The sequence below is a fragment of the Bacteroidales bacterium genome (genome assembly GCA_018334875.1).
GTDB lineage: Bacteria > Bacteroidota > Bacteroidia > Bacteroidales > UBA12077 > JAGXLC01.
This window is the reverse complement of sequence record JAGXLC010000274.1, coordinates 1-5,560: the sequence shown is the minus strand read 5'-3', so window position 1 is coordinate 5,560 and position 5,560 is coordinate 1. Positions and strand designations below refer to the sequence as shown.

The 5,560-nt window shown below is 37.7% G+C and carries 7 protein-coding genes; 5 read left to right on the top strand and 2 right to left on the bottom strand.

All coding sequences use genetic code 11. The features are described 5' to 3' along the window. Nucleotides 1–1,058, bottom strand: a 1,058-nt coding sequence (locus tag KGY70_16240) for a tetratricopeptide repeat protein (protein ID MBS3776748.1), incomplete at its 3' end; no start/stop codon positions are given. Between the two features lie 574 nt (nucleotides 1,059–1,632). On the opposite strand from KGY70_16240, the gene KGY70_16235 reads away from it, so the two are divergent. The 5 genes from KGY70_16235 to KGY70_16215 all read left to right on the top strand — a co-directional run bounded on the left by KGY70_16235 (nucleotide 1,633) and on the right by KGY70_16215 (nucleotide 3,997). Next, a complete protein-coding gene (locus KGY70_16235; GenBank protein ID MBS3776747.1) occupies nucleotides 1,633–1,797 on the top strand; it encodes a hypothetical protein in 165 nt (54 codons plus the stop codon). Nucleotides 1,798–1,842: 45 nt separating this feature from the next. Next, nucleotides 1,843–2,004 (top strand): hypothetical protein, encoded by a 162-nt coding sequence (locus KGY70_16230; GenBank protein ID MBS3776746.1) that lies wholly within the window; start codon nucleotides 1,843–1,845, stop codon nucleotides 2,002–2,004. A gap of 101 nt (nucleotides 2,005–2,105) precedes the next feature. Continuing rightward, nucleotides 2,106–2,861, top strand: coding sequence for a tetratricopeptide repeat protein (locus KGY70_16225; protein ID MBS3776745.1), 756 nt, complete (start codon nucleotides 2,106–2,108; stop codon nucleotides 2,859–2,861). 71 nt (nucleotides 2,862–2,932) lie between these two features. Then, entirely contained in the window at nucleotides 2,933–3,640 is a 708-nt protein-coding gene (locus KGY70_16220; GenBank protein MBS3776744.1) for a HAMP domain-containing histidine kinase, read from the top strand. A gap of 24 nt (nucleotides 3,641–3,664) precedes the next feature. Further along, nucleotides 3,665–3,997, top strand: a complete 333-nt coding sequence (locus tag KGY70_16215; protein ID MBS3776743.1) for a LytTR family transcriptional regulator DNA-binding domain-containing protein — start codon at nucleotides 3,665–3,667, stop codon at nucleotides 3,995–3,997. On the opposite strand, the gene KGY70_16210 is transcribed toward KGY70_16215, so the two are convergent. Next, on the bottom strand, nucleotides 3,994–5,352 hold the full coding sequence (locus tag KGY70_16210; protein MBS3776742.1) for a BamA/TamA family outer membrane protein: 1,359 nt from the start codon (nucleotides 5,350–5,352) through the stop codon (nucleotides 3,994–3,996). The two genes, KGY70_16215 and KGY70_16210, sit on opposite strands and share 4 nt — an antisense overlap. Between the last annotated feature and the right edge of the window lie 208 nt (nucleotides 5,353–5,560).

Here is a 5,560-nt window from a genome sequence, read left to right as displayed (position 1 = left end):
GTTTTGGCTTTTCTTTTCAGTATATTCACCAGTTGAGATTTGGAGAGGACGTTTTCCGCCTCTGGATTGGCTTGTATGGTGCTATCATTGAAATGATCTGAGAGGGAAATCAATGCCCGCTGATAATATTGTAATGCCTGTGTGTAATTCCCTCTTAAACGACATAACAATCCCAGATGCTCATAACATCTGGATATTTCAGAATTCGTTTTTCCTAAATTGTTTACCGTAATATTTAGAGATTTTTTAATTAATTCTTTAGCTCGGTCATATTCCTTTTGGTCCAGTTTCAAGATACCGTAATTCAGATAATGATGGTTAAGTAAGTAGGAAGATTTGCCAAATTGTTGAATGCCTTGATTGATGGTACGACTGAAATGTTCCTCAGCCTTTTTATAATTTTTTATAAGACGGTAAGAGTTGGCTAAATTACCCTGGGTAACGTAAAGGGTTCCCGGGTCACCTCTTTTTTTTAGTCGAATGCTTTTTTTATAGAAATTGATGGCTTTGTGATGATCATCCTTTTCTTTATAAAGAATACCCAGATTATTGTAAACCATACCCAACCTCTCCAGGTTACTGGCAGGATCCTTTTTAAATAGTTTAATGGCCCGGTTGTAATAAGATTCCGCTTTTTCATAATCCTGATACAAGGCATAAATGTTGGCCATGTTCTGAAGATTGGTCCCTACTTTTTTGGGATTGAAATCCGGGTTTTCAGAATAGATATTATCAGCCTTTTGATAATATTGCAAGGCCTTTTCAAATTTGCCCTGCATTTTGTTTACCACTCCCAGATTCGTGTAAGTATTGGCTATTTTGGGATGTTTGTCCGGATAGGCCTTTTCCTTGTAGGTAAGCTCTTTCAGAAATAAATTTTTTGCATTTTCCAGTTTACCCCCTTGGGCATGACGGATTCCCTCGTTTTTATACCATTGAATGGAATCCCTCAAATCCCCTGGAACGGGATTTTGTTTTGCCGGCGGAATGGCATAAAGCCCTTGCGGTAAAAGAAAAATTCCCGTAATCAGTATGATAAATAATCTATAAAATGCCATATTGCCAAGATAATACATCACTGTCTATTTGCAAATTTAAAAAACTTTTTGCATTTTTATTCAAATATTTGTATGATCTGGTATTCAATTCTATATTTTTCTTTGTGGAATTGGGATCATTGAATTCAAAAATATTTGTTTGGTTTCATCTCATGAATTAATATTTTGATAATTAACAACCTGACTGCAAAATTCTGTTTCTGTGCTTATTACTTATAGTTTTTGATGCATTATATTAAAACATTTATATATGTCAATGTAAAAAATAAAAAATCAAAATAAAAATATTTAATTGTAATTCAGTGCATTATGCATTAATTAAAAAATTTTTTAAAAAAAGGGGGTTACCTTTTGGATCGGGATGGGATAAAGATGTAGAAATTCATGATAAAAATTCATTCATGAAAAAATAAAGATGAATTAAAGTATAAAATGAATTTAGGAAATTAAGAATACAGGTGTATAAATACTTTTTTTAACTGTAAAATTTGACATAGTAACTCTATGGATTGAAATATAGTGATATATGAATTTAATGAAACTTATAATATAAAACCATAAAAATTTAAAAGCCATGAAAACAAAAACCAAACAACAAGCCACAGAAAACAGAATCAGCCAAGTTTTTGAAAATGAAGTATTGAATGCCCGTGAAATGCTACTGATCAAAGGGGGCGATGCCAATGACACCGATGACAATTCGGGCGGCTCAGATGATCAGCAGGATGGGTTTAATTAGTCTCAATTAATAAAATCTCTTACTAACCTTGAAAAACCATACAAAATGAAAGCTACAGACAAAAAACAACAAGACAGCAGATTATCGTCAATTTTTAAAAAAGATGTATTGAATACAAGGGATATGCTTCTGATTAAAGGGGGCGATGCCAATGACACGGATGACAATTCGGGTGGCTCAGATGACCAGCAGGACGGATTCAATTAATCATCATTAAATATTAATTATTTGCATGTTAAGTATTAGATAAACATTACAAACCATCAAACCATCAATCAATCAATCAATCTTAAAAAACTATTTTGATTATGAATGCTTATAGAAATATAGAAAGGTACCTCCAGGGTGACCTGAAAGAAAAAGAAGTCAGAGAATTTGAACATTCTTTGGAAAATGACAGTGATTTGTTCCGGGAATTTAATCTGAGAAAAGAAATTGAAGATGCGCTCCTGAAAGATGATGTCATGGAGTTAAGGGACCAAATGCAGGGTGTTATGGAAAGACAAAGCCCAAACCCTGTTCATTGGTTTAAAAGAAAGGCAATAATTGCAACTGTGGTCGGTACACTTGTGCTGGGTTTAGGTGGAACAGGGTATCATTATTACCAGATCGGTCATGCTCCAACCACCGATCAAATTTTCCAGGAATACTATCAGCCTTACGAAGCGACCATTACATTTCGTTCCGGAGTTGATAATGAGATGAATGGGTTGCTTACCAATGCAATGCAGAACTACAGACAGGAAGAGTACAGAACGGCCCTTCAGTTATTTGAACAGGTGCTGAATAAAAAAGAGGATGTTGCGGCAAACTTTTATTCAGGTTTATCCTATATGGAAATTCAAAAGTACCAAAAGGCCAACGAATCATTTGACACAGTGATCGGGGATAATGATAACCTTTTCCTCCACCAGGCCAAATGGTATACAGCGATGTGTCACATCAAACTTGAAAATAAGGATAAGGCCCTGGCACTTCTTGAAGACCTTTCCCGACAGAGTGGTTATTACAAGGATAAGGCCGAAGAAGTGACGAAAGAAGTGAAAAGAATATCTGAAGAATAAAGATGTTCGGATAGGTGTCATAAATCAAGGCTGAACAGTCTCCTGATCCGAATGCACAAAAACTATATATTATGTTATACGATCAAAGATTTGATTTGAATAAACGTAAGAAAGGTGAAATTGAAGAGCGGTTCCTTTCTTATGTTTCCCACCGGATAAGAACCCCATTGAATTCTGTAATAGGATTTTCTAAACTGTTGCAGGACCGGGAACTCTCTGAAGGCAATACCAGGGAATTCGCTGAAAGAATTATGGATAGTGGTTATCAGATTTTACAATACTTTCAAAATCTCATCGATCTGTCCGAGCTGGAGGCAGGAATGATCAAAGTCAACCCTTCCCGCTTTGGACTAAATCATTTGCTATCCGGAATTGTTGGGGGCTTCAAAGACCGACTTGCATTTGAAGATTCACTTGATGTCCATATGCTGAACGGCAGGAATGAGTTGATGGTATACCAGGATGAATTCATCCTGGAACGGATCACTACCAATCTCATTGAATTGCTTAGGTCTGATATTCAGGAGGGAATGGTGAGTATTGAGTATGATCGTAGCGGAGAGGGAAAAATTTGCCTGGAAATAAGGGGAGTAAAAAGCCATGAGAGCGAATCGACTGACAAAAACCCGGGAAATGATAGTATGCCCGACTCCGATGAATATGACTATTTAACCTGGAAAACGATCAACCGGTTAATAGAACTGATTCAGGGCCGGATTGACTATCGTTCGGATCACAATGAAGAAATTTATAAAGTGATAATCCCCGGTAGATTATAAACATAGTAAAAAAAGGGCTTTAAGATGAATAACGAAACAATTACCATATCGTCCTCGAAAGGTGAAAAAAAGATCGAAAAAAACAGAATTTTGTTTTGTAAACAATATCTGGTCGGAACCCTTGTTGAACTCAGCGATGGCAATCATTACCTGTTGAAGGAAAGACTGAGTGAACTTAGAAATTTTTTGGACGGGCCGTCTTTTTTCATGATATCCAATCGGGAATTGATCAACCTCGAATATATTGAGGCTGTTTTTTCCGATGAAGTAGTTATGATAAACAATAAAACCATTAAGGTGAGTGGTACCAGGAAGAAGATGCTGGTAAAGAAGATCAGGGAAGAGGCATGGATTTAGTAGAGAAAATTCAGGCCAATGTATAGGCCTGAATTGCCGTCTCTTTTATCCAGAGCTTTACCATAATCAACAGCTATAATAAAATTATTGTTCAGTGCGAAGTGTAAACCAGTACCTACAGCGCTGTGAATTCCTTCCTGTTCATCAGAAAAATAACGGTTCTTGTTTATGTTTTGGGGAATTTTGCTTTTGTTCAGGGCGATGGGATCCATTACCATGCCATTATCCCAAAATGCACTCCATGCAATGTAGATGTTCTGGTTGAATACATTCAATCTCCAGAACTTCCACCTCAGCTCCAGATTGCTGTAAGCAATGTCATCGGCCAATATCCGGTTCCGTAAAATTCCCCGTAAAGATTTCTGTCCGCCCAGCCCCTCCACATTAACACTTTCCGTAAAGGAGCTCATCAGGTAGGAGTGCATATAGAAAGGGGCCTTACCCATCACTGTCCCCTGATAACCCAGTCGGATTGCCAGATTAAGATCTTCGGGCACCAAGGTGAAATACTGCCTGTGGATACAGGATAACTTTAGGTATTGATTTTCTTTATTCCAAAGAAAACCGGGTGCAGCCGATAACAGGACTTCCGACCACATTCCTTTCATGGGATTGGCCCTTTGATCTCTGGTATCGTAAATCATCCCTGCCTTCAAATAATTGACCATCCCCCCGTCGGCTTCTTCCTGTGGAATTAGTCCCCAGTCCTCATAAAGCTCAAACAAGGTGGTGGTATCCTGCAACCTGTTGTCTTCATTTCCCTTGTTGTAGCGTTCGAAATCGAAATTTTCAAGCCGGTGGGTGAAATTTTCTATTCCTGCCAGCCATTTAAAATTGCTGTTGGGTATTTCGTTCTGAAAGATGGCTGAAAAATGAAAGAGATTCCTTTCGTACCGGTAAAACATTCTTGAGATATAATTATCGGCATCCTCATTCTCAAATTCAGGTCTGTAAACGCTCTCGATACCATTGAACCCATAAAAATCCATCGATTTTTCCGTGAAGTAGCTCAAGTCGGCTGTCAGGCGGATAGGTGTATTTTTGGTCAGCCTTTCTGTGTCGAATAGCAACTGGTTAATACCACTTCCTTTAGTGGTTCGCGACCATTCCAGGTATATGGATTGCAGATAATCCGGGTAGGTGCTGCCGTCCCCGTAATTGAAAAAATTGACCAGTCCCCCGTACTTAAACCCTCTGTCGGTATCATAAGCAACAGCCGGAAGGGCGCCAAAAGTCCATCCTTTTTTTACTTCTGTATCTGTTGTATCATCCTGAGCATGGATTTGCCAGCCGATAACCATAAAAATGAGGAGGGTCATCAGCAGATGTTTTGAAATGGAATGTATTGAAGCCATTTTTTTGATGATTAAAAGGGTAAATATAAGTTTTTCTTGGCTATTTGTCAAGAATAATCTTCTGGAATTTCTGATATTTATGAATTTTGTGGTCAAATTTTTTATTTTCGTAACAAATCTGTAATAAAAACAGGATGAAAATTCTTATCAAACGCATCGCTGCCCTGGTAAATGTTCTGGACGATCCTCCGGATTGGATAGCAGGGGA

Bases quoted from the DNA above. Each gene is read 5' to 3' on its own strand.
- KGY70_16230 (MBS3776746.1), top strand. From the start codon at position 1,843: ATGAAAGCTACAGACAAAAAACAACAAGACAGCAGATTATCGTCAATT.
- KGY70_16220 (MBS3776744.1), top strand. From the start codon at position 2,933: ATGTTATACGATCAAAGATTTGATTTGAATAAACGTAAGAAAGGTGAA.
- KGY70_16215 (MBS3776743.1), top strand. From the start codon at position 3,665: ATGAATAACGAAACAATTACCATATCGTCCTCGAAAGGTGAAAAAAAG.
- KGY70_16210 (MBS3776742.1), bottom strand. From the start codon at position 5,352: ATGGCTTCAATACATTCCATTTCAAAACATCTGCTGATGACCCTCCTC.
- KGY70_16225 (MBS3776745.1), top strand. From the start codon at position 2,106: ATGAATGCTTATAGAAATATAGAAAGGTACCTCCAGGGTGACCTGAAA.
- KGY70_16235 (MBS3776747.1), top strand. From the start codon at position 1,633: ATGAAAACAAAAACCAAACAACAAGCCACAGAAAACAGAATCAGCCAA.